We start from the raw sequence: 19,113 nt of genomic DNA, 5'->3' as shown, positions 1-19,113 counted from the left end.
TTTTATGTTTGAGTAAGATAATAAGCATATTCCATTGGTCTACGATAAAGATCCTTATGTTTAAAGCCTTTTAGATCCTCGTATATATTTTTTTGAGGTTTCCCATTCAGTTCAATAATCCATAATTTACTTTGTTTGTCCAAAACAAAATCCACACTCAGTTCTCCCAATGATCCCATAAGAGTTTCTGCTTCTTGAGCGGCCATTACACTTAATTCGTTCAGAGACTGTAGGATTTCAGTTGCTTTTTCAGGCGAAAGTATTCGATTGAGAATTTCTGCTGCCTCATAAACACGTTCACACATACTTGTGTTAAAGTAACGTTCGTATGCCACTCTACAAGTGATGTTGTATATCATCCACTGACCAACATTCCCCTTTTGAACAAGGACACGGATGTCAAAATATTGACGATCGAGTTGACTCATTTGAATCCCTTGTTGGACCAAGTAGTTCTTTCGTCCGAGGAGAACATCTAACTTTTCCTGAATGCTTTCATTTTTCCTGCAAATAACTCTTGGAGCTAGACTGTGTAAGGAAATGTGAGTATCGTCATTATCCAGACGTTCAATTCGATAGACAGACGCCCCTTTAGATCCATAAATTGGTTTTATAAAGAGAAGATTACTTTTGTCTAATAGTTCTGATATGTTCACTTCATTATATTGAAATGTGTCGGGTATATATTCCGAAAGATTTGATTGGTGTAGCTGGTTATGAAGATCCCATTTATTGAAATGATTGATTGAATTGAAACACTTATTCTTACCTATTATTTTCTCTAGGCTTTGAATGGTCATTGAGTCTTTGTTATAACAACGGTTATAGACGACACGAGGGAAAGGGAACATACGTTGTATCCATTTGCCATTTTTCAGGCTAAGTCCAATAATACGTTGCTTTTTCCACCGTATATCTGCTGGAGTGAAAGCATAAAGTCTCAGGTTTTGATTTTGATAACGTTGACAAAGACCCAATATACTTTTTCTACTAATCCTTTTAGTTACCATAATACCTATTAATAGGCGCTTGTCCATTCCTATCACTCCCTGCCATCATCCATCTTTAATAATGAATGCTAGCGCGGTCATTTTGGTATGGGACAATCACATAAAAGAGCTGATTTTTGTTGAATAATTAGCTTTATTTTCCACTTTTACTAATTTGGTAGGCATTTACTGTGTCTATCTATTTAGGCTTTTAATATGATGAAATACGCTTGAAAATAGGGAGATGAGATTAGTATGGGGAAATGTAATTGCCCGCCAGGTCCTCCAGGGCCAGAAGGACCACGGGGGCCCCAAGGTCCTACGGGGACATCAGGGGCAGCAGGTCCTACGGGAGCACCAGGACCAGTAGGAGCACCAGGACCAGCAGGAGCGACGGGAGCAAAAGGAGCTACGGGGCCAGAAGGTCCACGAGGTCACAAAGGGAAAGAAGGGCCTGAAGGTCCACGAGGACCCAAAGGGCCAGAGGGACCAGCAGGACCACGAGGTCTTCAAGGACCGGAAGGACAACGAGGACCAGAAGGACAACGAGGACCAGAAGGACAACGAGGACCAGAAGGACTAGCAGGATCCACGGGACCAACGGGAACAATGGGACCTGCAGGGCCAACAGGAACAGCGGGTGCAGTGGGATCTATGGGGCCAATGGGACCAATGGGACCTGCAGGGCCGACGGGACCATCAGGAACAGTGGGACCAATGGGACCAACGGGAACAGCGGGATCAGTGGGTGCAACAGGAGCTACAGGTGCTGGAGCTACGGGAGCAACAGGACCAGCGGGAGCAGCGGGTGCAACCGGAGCTACAGGTGCAGGAGCTACGGGGGCTGCTGGAGCTACGGGAGCAACCGGACCAGCAGGTGGTCCACCGGGGCCAACAGGAGCAACGGGAGCAGCAGGGCCAACCGGATCAGCGGGAGCAGCTGGAGCAGTGGGTGCAACCGGAGCTACAGGTGCAGGAGCTACGGGAGCTGTAGGAGCTACGGGGGCAACAGGACCAGCGGGTGGTCCACCTGGGCCAACGGGAGCAGCGGGACCAACAGGACCAACAGGAGCACAGGGGACTGCGGGAGAAGTAGGGCCAACCGGAGCAACGGGTACAGCCGGAGCAACAGGGCCAACTGGAGCGCCAGGTACAGCGGGAGCAGCAGGTGCAACCGGAGCAACAGGGCCAACTGGAGCGCCAGGTACAGCGGGAGCAGCAGGTGCAACCGGAGCAACAGGGCCAACTGGAGCGCCAGGTACAGCGGGAGCAGCAGGTGCAACCGGAGCAACAGGGCCAACTGGAGCGCCAGGTACAGCGGGAGCAGCAGGGGCAACTGGAGCAACAGGACCAACTGGAGCGCCAGGTACAGCGGGAGTATCAGGGGCAACTGGAGCTACAGGACCAGCAGGACCAGCAGGTGCTGGAGGATTAATTCCATTTTCAACAGGTATCATCCTCAGTGGCGCTACAGTTGTATCAGCTGCTCCAATTTTAATGGGTTTTGGTAATCACACGGTTGAAGTTATTAATGGAGCTGGAGAATCAACGATGCCGCCAGAAGCAGGTGGTTTTGCATTCCCAATTCCCTTTAATGGAATTATTCGAAATTTACAAATAAGCGCAGATTTATTGGTTGCTTCAGTGGCTTCTATAAATGTGACACCACTTGTATATGATTTCACAGTTTTCAGAGCACCTTCATTTCCTAATAATGGGGTTAGTCATCTTGCTTCACAATACTTGACAACTCCGCTGACTAGCTCACTTACTTTTGGAGGTCCTGGTAATACGGTAATTGCCGGTACTTTCTATGCAGCAACGAATATTAATCTCGGAACATTAGGTGTCGTAGCAGGTGATCGTATTGGTATTCGTATAAGGACGAATGTAGCGTCTAATCCTTCAGCAGCTGATATTACTCAACTCTCGTTTAGTGCTAGTCTATCTTATACTCCTAGTTAATAACAACGTGACCGCAAATCACGTTAGGATTCTGTAGGTTTATGAGCAACCCAACAGGCTTCCTTGTGCAGCTTTTTTAACATAGTTTATATGTTAGTGGTCTTGGGGTAAGGGAATCTTACCCCGTATTTTATTTTTTGAACGTTTGGACTTGTATTTCTACTGGCTACCTTCTTGTGCCGTATAAAAAAGGAGTAGGATATGGGGGATCCAGAGGAAATTGCTAGTGTGGCCTTGTTCCTCGCTTCCGATGACTCATCCTTTGTGCAGGGAGCAGAAATAACCGTAGATACATATTTAAAATTTGAAAATGATAATGAAAAATATCCAAAAGAGTTTAATAAAGTGGTCAGTTCGATTCGTTGTTCCACGGTCAAGCTACAGGCTAGGAGGAAGCTATGGGAATACTCGACAATAAGATCGTACTGATTACTGGCACAGGAGGAGGACTGGGGCGCGCCGCGGCGATTACTTTTGCTGGAGAAGGGGCAAAGTTATTTGGGTGTGATATCGACGTTAATGCAAACAACGAGACAGTTGAACTAGTACGACGCTCCGAGGGTGAAATGAATGGTATCGCGCCATTCGATCTTACTGACCCCGAACAGGCGCGGAAAATGGTTGAGGAAGCTGTGGCTTCTTACGGCGGACTAGACGTCGTCTACAATAACGCAGCGATTCAACGTTTTGGTCCGATGCCCGATTTCTCTATTGAAGACTGGCGGGTGACCATACAGGCGGCCCGGGATGCAATAACCCAAAAGACGCTTCTCAAGCGCTTTGGTCAACCTGCAGAGCTCGTGGAGCTCGCAGCTTTCATCGCTTCTGATCGAGCATCTTTTATCACAGGCACCAACTTCCCGGTCGACGGCGGTGCGTCAGCTTGGTAAGAGGTTATTACTCATACTCATTCCGACATAATGCGAATGAAAATCAATAATGGAGGAGCTTGTTTCATAGCAGCTTCTTTTTTTGTTTTTTCTAGTTCAATTCTTCCCATTCTATAAGCTGCTACCATTGTTTCTTGCCTTTATCCTTGTTGACAAATACAAAGAATAAATATATCCTATATTTAGAATATATAATAATATTTTAAATATCATTAGTTTTTTGTTTTATATATAGGAGGATTCGAAAATGGAAATAGGTGTAGATACTTTTGTCGAAACAACGCCGGATGTTCAAACAGGCGAGACGATAAGTCATGCGGAGCGATTGCGACAGGTCGTAGAGGAAATTGTCCTAGCTGATAAGGTTGGGTTGGATATATTTGGGGTCGGCGAGCATCATCGTAAGGAATTCGGGGATTCTGCTACTGCGGTTATACTTGCGGCAGCGGCAGCCGTTACACAAAGGATACGTTTAACCAGTTCGGTAACTGTACTTTCTGCCGCGGATCCAGTTCGTTTATTTCAGCAGTTTGCCACGCTCGATGGTATTTCAAATGGGCGAGCTGAGATTATCGCGGGTCGAGGCTCTATGGTCGATGCATTCCCCTTGTTTGGTTATGATTTAAAAGACTATGAAGTACTTTTTGAAGAAAAACTGGAATTATTATTAAAACTAAGAGACTCAGAAAAGGTAACCTGGAAAGGTGGCCATAGACCGGCCTTTACGAATCTTGGTGTGTATCCGCGTCCAGTTCAGGACCCATTACCGATATGGCTAGGCAGCGGGGGAAATTCGGAATCAGTCATAAGGGCCGGGGTACTTGGACTGCCTCTTGTTCTGGCCATTATTGGCGGAAGTCCATTGCAATTTGCTCCACTTGTGCCACTCTATAAGAAAGCAGCTACTCGTGCAGGACATGATGCTTCAAAATTAAAGATAGCCGTTCACTCCCTAGGGTTCGTTGCGGAAAGTACTTCACTTGCGGTAGACAAGTATTTCCCTCCTACTCAAGCATCGTTTAATTATTTTGGGAAAGAGCGGGGTTGGGGGCATTACAGCCGCGCAAGCTTCGATGCTGCGAGCAGCTTAGAAGGCGCATTATATGTTGGCGATTCTGAAACGGTAGCGAACAAAATAATTCACATGTACAAGCATTTAGGCTTCTCGCGATTTTTCCTTCATTTGCCTGTAGGCACCATGCCGCACGAAGATGTGATGAAAGCCATTGAACTATTGGGAACGGAAGTCGCACCTCGAGTCCGGGAAGAAGTCGCTAGGTTGGATGTTGAGGAAAGAAATTTCTAAAAGATATAATAGTTTGCCAGATTGAATGAGGAGGCCGTTGATAATAATCAACGGCCTTTTTGCTATTACTTTCCTGATAATCAAGGAGGTGAAATTAACCAGAACTTTTTTGTCACACTTAGAAGACGCCAATTGTCTTATACATGTCAAACAAATTTGAGGTAGTCAATTACACATCTCTAGCCTATTTAAAGGGCTATAAACTAGGAGGAATTCATATGAAAATAGTAGTTATTGGTGGTAGTGGACTCATTGGATCCAAAGTTGTAAAAAACCTTCGTGAGCTTGGGTATGAAGTCGTACCGGCATCACCTTCTTTAGGTGTCAATACGCTTACAGGTGAAGGGCTCGCGGAAGCACTGCGCGGTGCACAGATTGTCGTGGACGTGACTAACTCGCCTTCGTTTGAAGATGAGGCCGTTATGGAGTTCTTCGTGACGTCGAATAAGAATCTTCTAGCTGCTGAAGCAGTGGCAGGTGTAAGTCATCACGTTGCACTATCGGTCGTGGGTACCGAACGTCTTCTACAAAGCGGTTATTTCCGCGCCAAATTGGCCCAAGAAGAGCTAATCAAAGCTTCCCCAATTCCTTATACAATTGTCCGCGCTACACAGTTCTTTGAATTCATTGGCAGCATCGCTTATGTGGCTACGGAAGGGGATATCGTTCGGCTACCTTCCGCGCTTACACAGCCAATTGTTTCAGATGATGTCGCGGCCGTGGTGACTGATTTCGCCCTTGGTGCACCTGTGAATGGCATTGTCGATGTGGCTGGTCCTGATCAAATTGGCCTTGACGAACTTGTTCGACAATTCTTGGGTGCCAATCAAGACGCACGTCAAGTAATCACAGATGAGAATGCACTATACTTCGGTTCAGTGGAAGTGAATGATCAATCGCTTGTTCCGAATGATAGCAGTGCACGAATCACTACAACACGTTTCCATGATTGGCTGAATCGCTCTGTAACCCAAGGAAATTAAGCAAAATATGTGCAAATGTTGTATCCACCAGCAATCCACCCTGTGCTCTCACAGGGTGGTTTTTCGTGTTTTTCGAGGCAGTTTTACGGGAATGGAATGGGATAATGTTCTTGTCATTTATGTTACTTTATTTTGGGCAGGACGCTGGACTCAGCGAACTTTGGTTTCTTTACCGAATAATAAAAGTATCCCTGTACCCAACAAAATTACGACTGCAAACATGCCAAAAATCGATGCGTAGCCAATGTTCTTTTGTACCATTGCGCCCACCAAAAATGGTGCAATCACACTACCTATTCTACCGAAGCTAGCCGCAAATCCAGTTCCAACTGCTCTGATTTCTGTCGGGTAATTCTCAGGTGTGTACGCGTACAGCGCTCCCCAAGCACCTAAATTAAAAAAGGACAGTAACGAGCCGAACAATAAAAGTATGGAAATGCTATGGCTTAATCCGAAACCCAATGACATCACCCCAGAAAGAACAAGAAAAATGGATAAAGTCGGCTTGCGGCCCCATTTCTCCACCAAGTAAGCGGCAGCAAAATAACCAGGTAGTTGGGCTAGTGTCATTAGAAGTACATAACGAAAGCTTTGAATCATCGAGAAACCTTTATCGACCAAAACGGAAGGAAGCCAAAGAAACATCCCGTAATAGGAAAAAGCAATGGCAAACCAAACAGCCCAAAGCGCAATGGTCTCTCTTTTATACGTGGTGAACAACTTCGTTAACTTCATCGGTTGCCCGAGGTGATTACCGAATTGCGGAGATTCAGGAACCGCTCGTCGGACCCAGAAAGCAAACAAAACGGGAATTGCTCCGATCATTACAGCTGTTCGCCAGCCGAATGGAGGGATCACAAAGTAAGCGAGAACAGCGGCTATAATCCAGCCTACAGCCCAGAAACTCTCCAGCATCACAACAATTCGCCCTTTTTTATCGGGCGGCGCGAATTCATTAACAAGTGTAGAAGCTACAGGAAGCTCAGCACCGAGCCCGAGCCCCATGAAGAAACGCAGGATGAGCATACTCCCTAATCCGCCCGCAAACGCGCTGCCAAAACTGAATACACCAAAACATACTAAGGTCAGTAAAAACACGGGACGACGACCAATTTTATCCGCAAGGTATCCGCCAAATGCTGCTCCGATAGCCATGCCAATCAAATTGACCGAACCAAGAAGCCCCGCCTCTTGAGCCGTAAGCGCCCACTCTTTGCGAAGTGCAACAAGGATAAAAGATAACAAACCGACATCCATGGCATCAAATAACCAACCAAACCCGGCAGCCCAAAATACTTGACGAAAGACGAGTTTGGGATCTTTATTATCGCTAACTTTGATGATAAAGCTTCCTCCTTTATGTACTAGTCGAGTTTACCCCTACATCAATTCGTTTATATTTTCCCATCTAATGCTTGAAAGATACGGTGTTATGCTTGTCCATTGAGAAAAGTTGGAAGAGAGGTACCCATAGAAGACGAATCGGTTATAATAGGAATGAATTGTAAACGACAGTTACAAGTATTATGAGGAGTGCGATAAGAATGAAACGTACGACGATTTTAATCGCAGATGATGAGGCGGAGATCGCCGATTTGGTTGCGTTACATTTGGAAAAAGAAGGGTATCACTTGATCAAAGTTTCCGATGGAAAGGAAGCCATTCAAGCCATTGAGTCGCATGCCATTGATCTAGCTATTTTGGATATCATGATGCCGAAGATGGATGGGTATGAAGTGACGCGGCAAATTCGAGAGCGCTATCCATTGCCGATCATTTTTTTGAGTGCCAAATCCTCTGATTTAGATAAAATTACCGGGTTAGTTATGGGCGCAGTCGATTATATGACGAAACCGTTCAACCCTATGGAACTGGTCGCTCGGGTGAATGCTCAGCTGCGGCGCTCTATTCAGTTGAGCCAGCCGGCAGCAGCAAGCAGTCCCGTATTGGACGTGGGAGGCGTGACCATCGATGTGGATCAAAGGTCCGTTCTTCTATATGGAGAGAAAGTCGAGCTTACACCGAAAGAATTTGATATTCTGTACCTTTTAGCGAGTCACCCTAAGAAAGTGTTCAGTGCAGAACATATTTTTGGACATGTGTGGGGGGAAGCTTACTATGAAAGTGGTAACACGGTCATGGTACATATTCGTACGCTGCGCAAAAAACTCGGTGAAGATAGCAATAAAAACAAATTAATCAAAACAGTATGGGGCGTGGGATATACATTCAATGGCTAATTTATTACGCAGCTTTCGATCTAAAATGATCGGTTTATTAGGGCTTAGCATGCTATTGTCCGGTACATTTACTTTTATACTTTATCGCGTATTGAAGCTTTATTATGCAGGTGTTCGAAGGGAAGATCCTGTAGCTAAATTACGTCATTTTGTGAATACAATTGGGGATTTAAACTTTTTCTTGATTGTGTTTGTTCCGCTTTCTATTTTGTTTTTCTTCTTCCTAACGAAGCGCTATGCCACATATTTTAACGAGATCTCGACGGGAATTCATCGTCTTGCTGGTGGTGACTTCCTCAGCCGTATTCACATTGATTCTAATGACGAGTTCAAGGATATTGCTGATGATATTAATATGGCGAGTGAGAAGCTGCAGCAAGCGGTTGAACGTGGGGATTTTGCAGAAAATAGTAAGGATCAGCTCGTGTTGAACTTAGCTCACGATCTACGTACGCCGCTCACCTCGGTCATTGGTTATTTGGATTTTATTCTCCAGGACGAGCAGTTGTCGAGGGAACAAATGATACATTATACGACCATCGCTTATAACAAATCGCTACGCTTAGAGAAGCTTATTGATGAATTATTTGAAATTACGCGGATGAAATATGGCATGTTGACCATTGAAAAGAAGCAAATTGATTTAAGCGAGCTGCTTATCCAATTAAATGAGGAATTGTATCCTGTTTTTGAAAAGAGTAATTTGATAAGCCGAATGGACATCTTACCGCACTTGGAAATATTGGCTGATGGAGAGTTGCTTGCCCGTGTATTTGAAAATCTATTGACCAATGCCAATCGCTATGGAAAAGATGGTCAGTTTGTCGATATTAAAGGCCAGAGGGACGGGGGAGAAGCCGTCGTTCAAGTGATCAATTATGGCAATTGCATACCTGAAGATGAGCTTCCACATCTATTTGAAATGTTTTATACAGGTGACCAGGCTCGAACTCATCAGGGAGGGAGTACGGGACTTGGTTTATTCATTGCCAAAAATATTGTAGAACAGCACGGTGGAACGATTACAGTTCAAAGTAATGTGATTCGCACGCTTTTTGAAGTGCGTTTACCGATATGAGAATAACCGAAGTTTAAGAAAAATTTTATATTTGTCCCACTTCTAATTTAAACAGTTTTCTTTATTCTAAATGCAAGCAAGGTTTAGGAGGGAAATTAGTTATGAAGAAGTGGGTTTTTTGGCTTGTAATAGCCGTTCTTCTCAGTTATGAGGCTATACAGCAGCATTCAGCAAAAGCAGATCGTCAAGTTGACCAAACGGAAGTAGAAATGAGTCCTCATGTGGTGATGTCTCCAGCTAAGGATCTTGTGATTAAACTGACCAAGGATCAGATATACCAAGGGAATCTAGTCTTAATCAATAAAGAGAATCCGGTTCATCAAGTGGGGATTCACACGGATGTGCTCAATCTTTTTAAACATAAAGAGTTGGTCCAAGGATTTGGTTTGCTAGATAACTCGATCCGATTGTCACAAAGCATCATTCAACCCTTTACAACGATGATGAAAGCTGCAGAAAAAGACGGTGTACGTCATTTTATGATTAATAGTGGTTACCGAGACAATCAAGAGCAAGGTCAGCTCTATAAAGATATGGGATCTAATTATGCATTACCTGCGGGATATAGTGAACATAACTTAGGATTGGCTCTTGATATTGGTTCTACACAAACTGATATGAATCAAGCGCCTGAGGGAGAATGGTTGACCCGGAATGCCGCGGAATATGGGTTTATTTTACGGTATCCCAAGGATAAAACAGCTATTACTGGCATTCAATATGAACCTTGGCATTTTCGTTATGTAGGCTTACCACACAGTCTGATTATGCAGCAGATGAACTTAACGTTAGAAGAATATTTGGCTTATTTGAAACAACAAAAGAACATTACAACGAAGGTAAAAGGGAAGATCTACGAGATTTCTTACAGTCCGATCACACAAAATAGCACGATCCAAGTGCCTACCAATCGTTCCTACCACCTATCGGGCAACAATATGGATGGCGTTATTATAACTTTGTTTCCATAAGGTGTAACTAATTAATTAGGGAGAGTGAGCTTGCGGTATGAAACAAATGAAAATATGGAATGAGATGCTGCTGTCGGCTTTATTCGCCTTATATCTATATGTTCTGTTCAAGGTCATATTATTTAAATTCAGTTCCATTGACTTACCTTCTCTGTGGCAACAACTTCAGCGGAATATCGATAATCCTGAACATATCCAAAATCGATTAGAATTTGCGAACTTCAAGCCTTTCGTTTCAATATCGAATAATATTCAAAGTTTATCTCCGCATGATCTCGTAAATTTGTTTGGGAATATCGCGGTATTCATGCCTTACGGCATGTTTCTAGTCTTGATGTGGCGGCATAAGAAGATTTCATTGTTCGGTGCACTCCTGAGGTCTGTGGGGTTAAGTTTATGCTTGGAAAGTTTACAAGTTGTACTTTCAATGGGGAGCTTTGATGTGGATGATCTCATTCTAAATGGGTTAGGTGGTCTACTCGGGTATTCTATTTTTAAGCTGTCCATAAAATGCAAGTCAATTATCATACGTATGTTCGATTCTCAACACATGACGTTTTCAAAAGAAGGTAACATCACCTAAGGTGATGACAGGCGAGAATAGGCCGTTCTACAAGTAAATCAATCTACTTGAGGACAGCCTATTCGCGTTCACGAGGAGGTGAATGGCTATCTGTTCCTGATTTCCATTTACCCACTTGTTACCACGCTCCATTGTCTCTAGTTGGCATTCTTCTAAATTTGTCCTATCATAAGAGAGTGTTCGAAGATTATACAGGGCTTTGTGTCCAGAACGACGACAAAGAGTTCTTCAAGCCGTTATTTATCAGATGAGATTATACATTCACGGAGGGCATACAATGAGTCAACGTTATCGCATTACGAGAGCTTTTCAACAAAATGAACAAGCCGAACCATCCATTTCATTGGAAGAGTGTAAACAATACTTTTCTACACAACCGGATTTCACTTATTCATCCGTATTTACAGTGAAGGGTGCCACCAGCATGTCGATCGAGGGGGATTTCTTCATGTGGAGCTGTGGCGAAATCAAGATTCCTTTTCGGCATTATCAGGGAGATATTTATGTTTCGGGTACGAATGAAGCCGTCATTCCTAAGATGCTAGAGGTAGCAAGTGAATTGGGAGCCGATGTGGCTGAAGGTTAAAATTGTGATGTTTCTGATCTACACACAATTCATCTAATATTTTCAACATACTCTCCACATACATTTACGCTATAGTAGTAGTTGAACTTAGCTGACAAGCTAATTTATTATTCGAGGATCACAGACAACTAGGGGATTAAGGGGGGGCATCTTTGCATACACATACATTCATTCACATATTACAAACAGAACTCGTCGTCGCGCTAGGCTGCACAGAGCCTGTTGCGATCGCCTTAGCTGCCGCGAAGGCACGAAGTTATGTGAAGGGTCCTATTGAAAAAGTAACCGTTTATGCCAGCGCAGGGATCATCAAAAATGCTCTAGCAGTTGGGATTCCAGGTACGAATGTAACCGGGATTGATTTTGTCGCGGCTTTGGGAGCAATCGCAGGGAATGCGGACAAGCAATTAGAAGTGCTTGCTGATATTCAACCGGGTGATGTTGTTATGGCGCAGGACATGGTAGAACAGGGCTTATCGGTGGTTCATCTCGCTGATACGACCAGAAAATTATATATTGAGGTCATCGTTAACACAGAGCAAAGTTATGCAAAGGTTGTTATCACAGATAACCACACGAATATCACCTTAATTGAGGTTGATGGGAAGGTCGTTGAATCAGGAGGCTGTGCCAACGCGAGCTTCAAGAGTTCGAAAGAGGAACGTGGCGAACTTACGGTCGATGGCATCGTAGAATTCGTAAATACAGTTGATCTAGCTGAGCTCCAATTGGTCAAGCAAAGTATTGAATTGAACCGTAAAGCGGGATTAGATGGCTTAGCGAATGACTATGGTCTCCAAGTCGGGAAGACGATTAAAGAGAATGTGAAAAAAGGCATTTTGTCTGATGATTTAATCTCTCACGCGATGGCGCTTGCTTCTGCGGGGTCGGATGGTCGCATGGCGGGTTCGAGCATGCCTGTTATGGCGAATTCTGGCAGTGGAAATCAAGGTATTGCCGCGACGAATCCTGTTATTGCAGCAGCTGAGAAGCTTGGCTCATCGGAGGAACAACTCATTCGTGCTGTAGCGTTAAGTCACCTAGTTACGATTCATATCAAATCCAAGTTCGGTCGATTGTCCGCTTTATGCGGGGTCACTGTATCTGGGACAGGTGCTAGCTGTGGGATTACCTATCTGCTCGGCGGTGGGAAGAACGAGATTAAAGCCGCGATCCAAAACATGCTCGGCAATGTAACAGGGATGATGTGTGATGGTGCTAAAGGCGGCTGTGCGATGAAAGTGGCCACTTGTACGAGTGCAGCGGTTCAATCTGCGCTTCTCTCTTCGAAGGGAATGACCATATCCTCCACAAATGGCTTTATCGAAAATGACGCTGAAAAGACGATTGATAACTTCTGTCGGATCGGGAATGAAGCCACATCCGATATCGATAAGCTTGTCCTTGAAATGATGTTAAATAAAAACATATAGTTAGTTTAGGATCCGCCGAGAGGCGGATTTTTTTCATTTTATTGAAGAATGAGATAGGCGTGTGCACAATTGGAAAAAGATTAAAGAACAGTGTACTTTACGAACAGTGTTCGTTATGGTATAACTAGATCATGACATTCCAAATCTAATTCCGAGGTGCACACCATGATGACAAATAGAAATGAACAACATCGTATAGCAATTATAGGCGCTGGCCCTGGCGGGTTAACACTTGCTAGAATTCTGCAGGAGCATGGCGTGAAGACGGTCGTTTATGAACGTGAAACATCACCAACAAGTCGTCAGCAAGGCGGTTCTTTAGACATACACCCGGAATCGGGGCAAAGAGCCCTTAGAGAAGCTGGTTTAATTGAACAATTCCAAGCATTAGCTCGCTATGAAGGGGAAGATTTCCGTCTACTTGATAAAACCGGCAAGGTATACCTAGACGAAGTGGCAGATTCAAAAGAGGGAGATCGACCCGAAATTGATCGTGGCACGCTCCGCGGACTATTGCTGAACGCTATCGACCCATCTTGTATCCGTTGGGGCTACAATCTAAGCCATGCCATACCTAAGGATAATGGCCAGCATGAGCTTCATTTCGATAATGGACATGTGGATATCGTTGATCTCGTTGTGGCCGCAGACGGTGCCTTCTCTCGTATACGACCGTTACTGACTAATGCAGTACCAACGTATACAGGACTTAGTATGGTTGAACTATATCTTAATAATGTAGCTGAGGAGCATCCAGAGATTGCTGCTTTTAATCGACGTGGAAAGTTGTTTGCTTTGTCAGATCATAAGGGTATTTTGGGACAGTTGAATGGCGACGGTCGACTTTGTGTGTATGCAGCTTTTCAAGTGGAACAAGATTGGCTAGATACAAGTGGTATACCGTTTGGTCAGCCTGAGGAGGCGAAGCATCAGTTGTTGAAACTTTTTGGCGACTGGGATGAATCGCTAACAAGATATATTAGCTCCGCGGAAGGTCCAATCGTGCCGAGACGTATTTATATGTTGCCTGTCGGGCTTACATGGACACACAAACCAGGTGTTACACTGATCGGTGATGCCGCGCATTTGATGTCTCCATTTGCAGGGGAGGGTGTGAATCTGGCTATGCTTGATGCTGCTGAACTGGCATTGTCCATCGTTGCGCATCAGGATTTGAGTGCTGCCGTTCAAGCCTATGAAGAGAACATGTATCAATACACGGCAGAATCTGCTAAAATGTCCGATGATAATCTCGCGCTATGTTTTGGCGAGGATGCCGCACCTAAATTAATGGAGCTGATGAATCAGTATCATGACCAATAAACCAAGTCGAACGGTTATAAGCCGTCGTGCACGCCCGGCTAAGGAGCCATTAAGTAAAGAACTGATCGTGGAAACAGCATTGGTATTAGTAAAGTCAGAAGGCTCAACTGGACTAAGCATGCGGAAAATCGCAAAGGCGTTGGATACAGGCCCATCATCCTTATATGTGTATGTAACTAACCAACAGGAGTTGAGTGCCTATGTATTGGATGCTGGGCTTGCGGAAGTGGTTCTTCCAACGTCAGATTCAGGAACTTGGCAATCGCGGCTATTCGATGTGTTAGACTCGTACTTAACAGTTCTATTCGACGCCCCAGGAATCGCAGAGCTCGCGCTTACAACAATTCCGGTTGGACATAACTCATTAGGCCTTACAGAGTATATGCTTCAGCAACTGCAAGAAGCTGGTGTCGGTGCCACATCTGCGGCATGGGGTGTTGATTTACTTCTTCTCTATGTGTCCTCCGTTGCTTTCGAACAAACAGCTCGAAATCAAGTTGGAACAACTCTACAAACAGTAAAAGATTCTTATCAATCTCTGGATGCCAAGCGATACCCGTTGCTTTTCGGGTTGAGAGAGGAGATGACCTCAGCGGAAGGTAAAGAACGTTTTCGCTGGGGGTTGGAAGTGATTCTGCAAGGTATATTGCAAGGGAAGCCGAGTTCTAATTAGTTAAAAAGGACAACACCACCAAGTCACAAGGACTTAAAGGTGTTGTCCTTTTTTTGCATCAAGATCATGATTTGCTGCTAAGCTTTGCGCTGAGTTGATCAATTTGCTCATCAAGCACATGACTAGCTTGGTCTAGAAACTTCGTGATGAACGCAAGCTCTTCATCCGTATAAGAGGAAGCCAATTTCACCATCTACCCATGATGCTCGGTTCAGTCGTGACTACCGCGGGTGGTGGTTCCATGCTCGCTAAGTTCAAATACCGCTCCATCATGATTCCGACATTAGCTATTCTTGTAGTAGGTTATTTCATGCATTCACTTGGGATGACGCTGGGGATAACTGTATTTGGTATCATTCAAAGCCATCATTTTGCCAATCAATTAGCTGGTATGTTCCGTGCAGGTGGTCAAATGCTAGAAGGTGTGGATCTTAGTGACCCGCGTAAAATATTGACACCAGAAACCCGGGAACTCATCCCCGTTCAGGTTCTTGATAAAATTACAGAGGCTTTGTCCTCATCGATCGTTCATACCTTTGCATGGGCAATTATTCCATCCGTTATCGCACTTGTGGCTGCATTCGCGATGGGTAAAGAGAAATTCGATCCTGCTTCAGAATTGGAAGCCTATTCGGCTTCACATTAGGATTTGAAGGGCTGCCTCTGGGCAGTCCTTTTTTCAATATTTCATTGCTTGAAATGGAAACTATTGGTGGATCATATCGTCTAATTGAGTAGTAAATAACGTTTGGAGTGATGCGTATGAAAAGAGCAGGTCTATTTTTGCACAAAGTAACGATCCTGTTGGCACTCATGCTAGTTATGCTTCCATTACCGTCATTCGCGGCAGAGTCGCACTGGGTTGAACCCGAACAAAAGAGCTATAAACAGCAGATCGTGCCGTATAAGGACGGCAGCTCGATGGAAGGACCGATCACGAGGGAAGAGTGGAACTCGTTCTACTTCTATGTTCTTAACCCAGCGCGATATGACGAGCCGATTGATATTGGAAACTGGGCAACGATGATCAAGATGGGAGTACAGCTGCCAAAAGGCAAAGAAGACGATTTGATTGCCGGCTATATCTATGATCTGGTTCCGAAGTACGCGCAACAAGTGAATCGCGAGACGGCAGTAGGTGGATTAATTAAATTGCTGTCGTTTAGCCTTGTACAAGGCAGTGCGGATAACAAGCAACTGGATGCGAGTAAAGATTTCTTAGATTTCAAAGACATTAGGGAGATGCATCAAGGGCTTGTTCAAACTTCCTATCGGGAGGGCTTGTTAGACAGCGCAACGATAACCAATTTTCGGCCGAAAGAGAATCTGACGAACGCTGAAGCCATTTCGATTATGTACAAAGTGATGAGTAGATACGAGGAAGAGGCATCGAAAATAACACCGCCATCTCAACCTGGATTTCCAAGTGTTATTACCTTATTTGAGAATACGCCTATGTATAGCTCTAAGGATACATCTACGGGATTGAATGGGATGATCTCACCGCAGAATGTTCGTATCGTTGCAGTTCAAGAGGATTGGCTCACTTATGGCCATGTAACAGATACGAAGTGGTTTCAAGTTGCAACCTGGCTTGGACCCCAATGGATTCAGTTGGAGCTGCAACAGGTAGGCAACTTTGAACAAGTAGATACGAATTTGCTTCTCCAGCAGTCAACTTCACTTCAAGATTCGCCTCACCCTGACAGTACGCTTTCGTTCGCACTCTCGCCGCAAAAAGTTCATGTCATTGGGCTTTTCCGCAGCAAATTCGCTGAGAGTTTTCTAATTGAAACATGGGTAGGGCCTAGATGGATCAGGAATCCCCATGGAGCAACTCAATAAAAATAATGAAGTTTCCAAAATTTATTGTTTACGTACCTCTCGTAATTTGATAATATTATCGCAATAACAAATGCGTTGAAGAGAAGAGTAAATAAATGAAATCTTTCACAGAGAGCTCCGTCCGCTGAAAAGGAGTAAAGAGAACTTTATTGAACAAAGCCTCAGAGCAGCACATCGGAACCAATTGAGGGGGATGGTGTGACAGGAGCTCCTGTTATAGAGCTAAAGTATACGCAAGGCTTCGGCCTGTCGTACTTGAAGAGGCTGATATGGCGACATATTGGTGAAACTGGGTGGTACCACGAGGATATGAATCTCGTCCCTAAGACTGGCAATAGTCTTGGGGGTGGGATTTTTTTGTTATTGCGTAAGAAACTTTGCGCACGTGCTATAATATTAGACACACCGAAAAATAATCAGTTTGAATTTACTATTAAGATGCTTATCATCAGTATCATACGAATATGAAAGGATTTGAATATAGAATGTCGAGAAAATTAAAAGTAGGTATTGTTGGAGGAACTGGCATGGTTGGCCAGAGATTCGTTGAATTGCTGGATCAACATCCATGGTTCGAAGTAACTGCCATAGCAGCAAGCAGCAGCTCTGCTGGTAAAACGTATGAAGAATCTGTTCAAAGCAGATGGAAGCTGGCTACACCAATCCCTGAAAATGTGAAACAAATTATCGTGCAAGATGCATCAAAAGTGGAGGAAGTTGCCACTGGGGTTGATTTTATTTTTTGCGCCGTTGATATGAAAAAGGATGAAATTAAAGCGTTAGAAGAAGCTTACGCCAAAACGGGCACGCCAGTTATCTCAAATAACTCAGCTCACCGTTGGACACCTGATATTCCGATGGTTATTCCAGAAGTTAATCCAGGTCATATTGAAATCATTGCTGCGCAAAGAAAACGTCTGGGCACTTCGACAGGTTTTATCGCTGTTAAACCGAACTGCTCGATCCAAAGCTATGTACCAGCGCTTCATGCTTTGTTAGATTTTAAACCTACGAATGTGGTTGCTTCGACGTATCAAGCGATCTCAGGCGCAGGTAAAAACTTCACTGATTGGCCAGAGATGTTGGATAACGTTATTCCTTACATCGGTGGGGAAGAAGAGAAAAGTGAGCAAGAGCCGCTGCGTATCTGGGGCAATATCGTAAATAATGAAATCGTTAAAGCGAGTTCTCCGCTAATTACGACGCAATGTATTCGTGTTCCAGTAACGGACGGACATTTGGCAACTGTGTTTGCATCTTTCGAGAATAAACCTTCGAAAGAAGAAATTCTTTCTCGCTGGTTGAACTACAAAGGACGTCCGCAAGAGTTGAATCTGCCTAGTGCTCCGAAACAGTTCATCACTTATTTTGAAGAAGAAAATAGACCTCAAACGAAGCTAGATCGCGAGATTGAGCGCGGGATGGGCGTTTCCGTTGGGCGTTTGCGTGAAGATTCCATGTTTGATTATAAATTTGTGGGATTGTCGCATAACACGTTGCGCGGTGCAGCAGGTGGTGCGGTTCTAATCGCTGAGTTGCTTAAAGCAGAAGGTTATATTCAAGCAAAATAAAGCCCCATAGGCTCAGCCTGAACTTGGCTATTCCCTTAACATGCAAGTAGGGGCCGCACCCGCGTAGATAGATCTACACGGAGGCGGCCCCTTTTTTTATTTTAGATATGACTCGGGTAACGTTCCTGCAGGAATGTAACCGATTGGCTGATTAGAGCTTTTAATATATCCACATTGATATCTGCTACTTTATTGATGTATACACAGGCTTTTGCAGCCTCATGCTTGCCAAGCTGCTTCAATAATTCTTCTCGATCGGTATCGCCTGTAGCAAAATACAAGCTGATTTTGGCTTTTCGCGGCGAGAAACCAGCTAGCGGAGCATCGCCCTCGTGACCGGATGCATATTTGTAATGATAAGTGCCAAAACCAATAATGCTTGGACCCCACATTTTCGCTTCATAACCTGTTGCCTCTGCAAAAATATCTAATAATTGATAAGCGTCTTCACGCTTTTTAACACTTTCCACATTTTCGATAAACTCAAGGACGCTGTTATCCGTCTCTTTCATTTTGGCTTCGTATGCCATTGAAAACACTCCTTATCGATGATACCGATGTGATGGCGAGTCATGATTATTTTACCAAAGAATTGTTTGAAATAGAAACATTCGTCTGGAAATGATCGTCTAATACATACAACAGGAATTGCGTATTATCATGTGGAACAAAGGTGG

19 protein-coding genes, 1 pseudogene and 1 other annotated feature are annotated in these 19,113 nt (G+C 44.2%); of the genes and pseudogenes, 16 read left to right on the top strand and 4 right to left on the bottom strand.

The annotated features are described in order from the left end of the window. Positions 1–2: 2 nt before the first annotated feature. Positions 3–1,037 (bottom strand): YheC/YheD family protein, encoded by a 1,035-nt coding sequence (locus tag ACSQ8O_RS27100; protein ID WP_436244203.1) that lies wholly within the window; start codon positions 1,035–1,037, stop codon positions 3–5. Positions 1,038–1,244: 207 nt separating this feature from the next. Between ACSQ8O_RS27100 and ACSQ8O_RS27095 the strand changes: the two genes are divergently transcribed. From ACSQ8O_RS27095 to ACSQ8O_RS27075, 5 genes and pseudogenes are all read left to right on the top strand, one after another. After that, complete coding sequence (locus ACSQ8O_RS27095) at positions 1,245–2,954, top strand: hypothetical protein (RefSeq protein WP_436244202.1); 1,710 nt, start codon at positions 1,245–1,247, stop codon at positions 2,952–2,954. A gap of 201 nt (positions 2,955–3,155) precedes the next feature. Then, positions 3,156–3,245, top strand: a pseudogene (locus ACSQ8O_RS27090) (SDR family oxidoreductase); the annotation flags it as partial. 107 nt (positions 3,246–3,352) lie between these two features. Further along, positions 3,353–3,844 carry an SDR family NAD(P)-dependent oxidoreductase gene (locus tag ACSQ8O_RS27085; RefSeq protein WP_436244201.1) on the top strand — a complete coding sequence of 164 codons (492 nt, stop codon included), beginning with the start codon at positions 3,353–3,355 and terminating at the stop codon, positions 3,842–3,844. A 247-nt stretch (positions 3,845–4,091) separates the two neighbouring features. After that, positions 4,092–5,150 (top strand): Atu2307/SP_0267 family LLM class monooxygenase, encoded by a 1,059-nt coding sequence (locus ACSQ8O_RS27080; protein WP_436244200.1) that lies wholly within the window; start codon positions 4,092–4,094, stop codon positions 5,148–5,150. Between the two features lie 218 nt (positions 5,151–5,368). Next, positions 5,369–6,133: an SDR family oxidoreductase gene (locus ACSQ8O_RS27075; RefSeq protein WP_436244199.1), complete on the top strand. Its 765-nt coding sequence runs from the start codon at positions 5,369–5,371 to the stop codon at positions 6,131–6,133. A gap of 150 nt (positions 6,134–6,283) precedes the next feature. Here ACSQ8O_RS27075 and ACSQ8O_RS27070 read toward each other — a convergent pair whose 3' ends face one another. Continuing rightward, a complete protein-coding gene (locus ACSQ8O_RS27070) occupies positions 6,284–7,477 on the bottom strand; it encodes an MFS transporter (RefSeq protein WP_436244963.1) in 1,194 nt (397 codons plus the stop codon). Positions 7,478–7,677: 200 nt separating this feature from the next. On the opposite strand from ACSQ8O_RS27070, the gene ACSQ8O_RS27065 reads away from it, so the two are divergent. From ACSQ8O_RS27065 to ACSQ8O_RS27030, 8 genes are all read left to right on the top strand, one after another. Next, positions 7,678–8,373 (top strand): response regulator transcription factor, encoded by a 696-nt coding sequence (locus ACSQ8O_RS27065; RefSeq protein WP_436244198.1) that lies wholly within the window; start codon positions 7,678–7,680, stop codon positions 8,371–8,373. After that, positions 8,366–9,451 (top strand): ATP-binding protein, encoded by a 1,086-nt coding sequence (locus tag ACSQ8O_RS27060; protein ID WP_436244197.1) that lies wholly within the window; start codon positions 8,366–8,368, stop codon positions 9,449–9,451. Before ACSQ8O_RS27065 ends, ACSQ8O_RS27060 begins: the two co-directional genes overlap by 8 nt. A gap of 101 nt (positions 9,452–9,552) precedes the next feature. After that, positions 9,553–10,422: a M15 family metallopeptidase gene (locus ACSQ8O_RS27055; RefSeq protein WP_436244196.1), complete on the top strand. Its 870-nt coding sequence runs from the start codon at positions 9,553–9,555 to the stop codon at positions 10,420–10,422. A gap of 37 nt (positions 10,423–10,459) precedes the next feature. After that, the gene (locus ACSQ8O_RS27050; protein WP_436244195.1) at positions 10,460–11,005 is read left to right on the top strand and encodes a VanZ family protein; all 546 of its coding nucleotides are present in this window, start codon (positions 10,460–10,462) and stop codon (positions 11,003–11,005) included. A gap of 277 nt (positions 11,006–11,282) precedes the next feature. Further along, on the top strand, positions 11,283–11,591 hold the full coding sequence (locus ACSQ8O_RS27045) for a hypothetical protein (RefSeq protein ID WP_436244194.1): 309 nt from the start codon (positions 11,283–11,285) through the stop codon (positions 11,589–11,591). A 152-nt stretch (positions 11,592–11,743) separates the two neighbouring features. After that, complete coding sequence (locus ACSQ8O_RS27040) at positions 11,744–13,024, top strand: serine dehydratase subunit alpha family protein (RefSeq protein ID WP_436244193.1); 1,281 nt, start codon at positions 11,744–11,746, stop codon at positions 13,022–13,024. Positions 13,025–13,189: 165 nt separating this feature from the next. After that, positions 13,190–14,347, top strand: coding sequence for an FAD-dependent oxidoreductase (locus tag ACSQ8O_RS27035; RefSeq protein WP_436244192.1), 1,158 nt, complete (start codon positions 13,190–13,192; stop codon positions 14,345–14,347). Next, positions 14,337–15,020 carry a TetR/AcrR family transcriptional regulator gene (locus tag ACSQ8O_RS27030; protein WP_436244191.1) on the top strand — a complete coding sequence of 228 codons (684 nt, stop codon included), beginning with the start codon at positions 14,337–14,339 and terminating at the stop codon, positions 15,018–15,020. Before ACSQ8O_RS27035 ends, ACSQ8O_RS27030 begins: the two co-directional genes overlap by 11 nt. 64 nt (positions 15,021–15,084) lie before the next feature. On the opposite strand, the gene ACSQ8O_RS27025 is transcribed toward ACSQ8O_RS27030, so the two are convergent. Beyond that, the gene (locus ACSQ8O_RS27025; RefSeq protein WP_436244190.1) at positions 15,085–15,213 is read right to left on the bottom strand and encodes a hypothetical protein; all 129 of its coding nucleotides are present in this window, start codon (positions 15,211–15,213) and stop codon (positions 15,085–15,087) included. A gap of 6 nt (positions 15,214–15,219) precedes the next feature. Between ACSQ8O_RS27025 and ACSQ8O_RS27020 the strand changes: the two genes are divergently transcribed. The 3 genes from ACSQ8O_RS27020 to asd all read left to right on the top strand — a co-directional run bounded on the left by ACSQ8O_RS27020 (position 15,220) and on the right by asd (position 18,436). After that, positions 15,220–15,666, top strand: a complete 447-nt coding sequence (locus ACSQ8O_RS27020; protein WP_436244189.1) for a hypothetical protein — start codon at positions 15,220–15,222, stop codon at positions 15,664–15,666. 116 nt (positions 15,667–15,782) lie between these two features. Further along, positions 15,783–16,865, top strand: a complete 1,083-nt coding sequence (locus ACSQ8O_RS27015; RefSeq protein ID WP_436244188.1) for a hypothetical protein — start codon at positions 15,783–15,785, stop codon at positions 16,863–16,865. 66 nt (positions 16,866–16,931) lie between these two features. Next, positions 16,932–17,192: a binding site (T-box leader), on the top strand. A gap of 158 nt (positions 17,193–17,350) precedes the next feature. After that, a complete protein-coding gene (gene asd / locus ACSQ8O_RS27010; protein ID WP_436244187.1) occupies positions 17,351–18,436 on the top strand; it encodes an aspartate-semialdehyde dehydrogenase in 1,086 nt (361 codons plus the stop codon). A gap of 101 nt (positions 18,437–18,537) precedes the next feature. Here asd and ACSQ8O_RS27005 read toward each other — a convergent pair whose 3' ends face one another. Next, entirely contained in the window at positions 18,538–18,966 is a 429-nt protein-coding gene (locus tag ACSQ8O_RS27005; RefSeq protein ID WP_436244186.1) for a DUF1801 domain-containing protein, read from the bottom strand. Positions 18,967–19,113: the final 147 nt, after the last annotated feature.

The organism is Paenibacillus sp. LjRoot56, from assembly GCF_964253335.1.
Classification (GTDB): domain Bacteria; phylum Bacillota; class Bacilli; order Paenibacillales; family NBRC-103111; genus Paenibacillus_E; species Paenibacillus_E allorhizoplanae.
The sequence above is the reverse complement of the archived record's forward strand: the minus strand, read 5'-3'. Positions and strand labels throughout refer to the sequence as shown.